The sequence below is a fragment of the Paraburkholderia sp. genome (genome assembly GCF_035501035.1).
Taxonomy (GTDB): domain Bacteria; phylum Pseudomonadota; class Gammaproteobacteria; order Burkholderiales; family Burkholderiaceae; genus Paraburkholderia.
The window spans coordinates 1-2,762 of record NZ_DATJWR010000013.1; the positions used below are offsets into that span (position 1 = coordinate 1).

Annotated in this window: 2 protein-coding genes; both read left to right on the forward strand. The window is 63.6% G+C overall.

All coding sequences use genetic code 11. From position 1 onward, the window contains the following. Nucleotides 1-301: 301 nt before the first annotated feature. Entirely contained in the window at nucleotides 302-1,801 is a 1,500-nt protein-coding gene (gene istA, locus VMJ11_RS00870) for an IS21 family transposase (protein ID WP_325615956.1), read from the forward strand. Beyond that, the gene (gene istB / locus VMJ11_RS00875; RefSeq protein WP_325615958.1) at nucleotides 1,798-2,634 is read left to right on the forward strand and encodes an IS21-like element helper ATPase IstB; all 837 of its coding nucleotides are present in this window, start codon (nucleotides 1,798-1,800) and stop codon (nucleotides 2,632-2,634) included. The genes istA and istB overlap by 4 nt, the downstream gene beginning before the upstream one ends. The last annotated feature ends 128 nt before the right edge of the window (nucleotides 2,635-2,762 follow it).

Below are 2,762 nucleotides of genomic sequence, written 5' to 3' on the forward strand. Positions count from 1 at the left end.
TGTGCGTGCGCTGAGTCCCAGAATCGTCGGGCAATCTGTACAAGCTGTGGAACCGGATGTCATCGGGGTCGTACTTCCCGCCACTGGTGAAACAGGTGGAGATACCCAAGGCCACGGGCGGTACCAGAAAGCTGGGCGTGCTAGAGAACGACAATTACCTTGGCCGGTCCTTTGACAATTACCTTGGCCGGTGGTGAGGAGTCGGAGGCGGCGTAGCCGCCGGAGACGACGAACCACCGGCGGCGCCCGGAGCAGCGGGGTTTTACGATGGCTGATCGCATCGAACAAGAAGCGAACAGCCATGCCCGGAACCTACGTGACGGACCAGCAGGTCCGACTCTATATGAGCAAGCGCAAACATCACACTCAGGAAGTCGCCGCGGCCATGGCGGGTATGAGCGTTCGCACGGCCCGGCGCATCGAGCATGACGGTCGTCTGCCGTCGCAGAAGCCGCCGCGCACGTGGCGCACTCGATCCGATCCGTTCGCCGACGTTTGGGATGGCGAGGTCGTGCCGTTGTTGCGCCACGCGCCCCGGCTCAAGGCCATCACGCTGCTGTGCAAGCTGCAGGAGGCGCATCCAGGCCTCTTTCCTGACAGCATGCGGCGCACGCTCGAGCGGCGCGTCAGCCAATGGCGCGCACTCGAGGGCCCCAGCAAGGAGGTCTTCTTCCCGCAGCAGCACTTGCCCGGCGTGCAGGGGCTCTCCGACTTCACCGACATGCGAGATCTGCGCGTGACGATCGCCGGCGCGCCCCTCGATCACCGGCTCTATCACTTCGTGCTCGCGTTCTCACACTGGGAATACGCCTATGTCGTCGAAGGCGGCGAGAGCTTCGAGGCCCTCTCCACGGGCTTGCAGAACGCGCTGTGGCAGGCCGGCGGTTGCCCGCACGAGCATCGCACCGACAGCCTGTCAGCGGCGTTCAAGAATCTGCAGGCAGAAGAGGACTTCACGGCTCGCTACGACGCGCTACTGGCGCATTACGGCATGGCTGGCACACGCAACAACGTCGGCGTGGCTCACGAGAACGGCAGCGTGGAGTCCTCGCACCGCCATCTGAAGGAGGCGGTGGACCAAGCGCTGATGCTGCGTGGCCATCGCGATTTCGACGATCGTGCTGCCTATGAGGCGTTTGTTCGCGAGGTCGTCATGCGGCGCAACCGCCGCAACGCGGCCGCGTTCAACGCCGAGCGCGAACATTTGCATGATCTGCCGGCACATCGCACGACCGACTTCATCGAAGAGGAAGCACGCGTGACACGCTGCGGCACCTTCACCGTGCGCGGCATTCTCTACAGCGCGCCGTCGCGCCTGATCGGCCACCGTCTGAAGGTGCGTGTCTACGCCGACCACCTCGACTGCTATCTGTCCGGCGCGCTCGTGCACAACACAGCGCGGGGCTCGCATGCTGCCAATAGCCGCCGTCGCAAGCTCGACTACCGGCACTTCATCGAGGCGCTCAAGCGCAAGCCTCAGGCGTTCAAGGGACTGGCGTTTCGCGACGACTTGTTCCCGCGCGAGGCGTACCGCCGGACGTGGGAGCGGCTCGAGGATCAGCTCACGCAGCGCGAAGCCTGCAAGGCCATAGTCGGACTGCTTGAACTGGCCGCGAATCATGGCGTCGAGGCGGTGCTTGCTGAGCGGCTTGAGGCATTGCTGGCCTCCGGTGAGCTGCCCGATCTCGAGCAACTGCAGAACGAATTCGCGCCGCGGCAGGCGCAGTGCCCGGACGTAGCGGTCGATATGCCGCCGCCGGCCCTCTACGACACGCTGCTCGGCGAGGAGGTATCGGTATGAACGCGCCCGCAACCTATGATGCCGCCCGTATGGGGCTGATGCTCACCGAGCTGCGCTTGCCGACGATCGCGCGGCTATGGCCTGAGTTTACGCAGCGCTCCGACAAGGAAGGCTGGCAGGCCACGCGCTTGCTTGGCGCGCTGCTTGAGCACGAGCTGGCTGAACGTGCGAAACGGCGCATTGAGCGGCACCGCGTCGAATCGCACCTGGACCCGAGCAAGACGCTCGAGACATTCGACTTCGGCTTAGTACCGATGGTCTCCAAGGCGCATGTGATGGCGCTCGCAAGCGGCGACTCGTGGCTGGAGAAAGGCGCCACAATTCTCCTGTTCGGGCCGCCGGGCGCGGGGAAGACCCATCTTGGCTCGGGTATCGGCCATGCCTTGATCGATGCAGGTTACCGCGTGCTGTTCACACGCACCGGCGAAATCGTGCAGAAGCTACAGGCGGCCCGTCAGAGCCTGCAATTGCCATCGATGCTTGCCAAGCTCGATCACTTCGACTTGATCATCCTCGATGACCTGTCATACGTGCGCAAGGATCAAGCGGAAACGAGCGTGCTGTTCGAACTCGTCGCCGAGCGCTATGAGCGGCGCAGTCTGCTGATCACGGCCAACCAGCCGTTCTCAGGCTGGGATAACGTGTTCCCCGACCCCGGCATGACCATCGCCGCGATTGACCGACTCGTCCACCATTCGACGATCTTTGAAATGAATGTCGAAAGCTACCGCCGGCGCACCGCGAGCGACAAGCAGTCTGCTCGCCGCCGACAATCATCCAGCGACAACGACAATCACCGCGACATCGATAACGGAGCGACAACCATGACCTAACACTCACCGACAATCATCCCGGCCAACCGGCCAAAATGGTTGTCGCTGGACCGGCCGTCCTGCTTGACGCTATCTACCGAGACGAATTCCTCGGCAGCCTTCGGGGACTGCCCCCAGGCCTGACAGGG

Excerpts from the sequence above, each read along its gene's own strand:
- istB (WP_325615958.1), top strand. The coding sequence starts at position 1,798 with ATGAACGCGCCCGCAACCTATGATGCCGCCCGTATGGGGCTGATGCTC.
- istA (WP_325615956.1), top strand. The coding sequence starts at position 302 with ATGCCCGGAACCTACGTGACGGACCAGCAGGTCCGACTCTATATGAGC.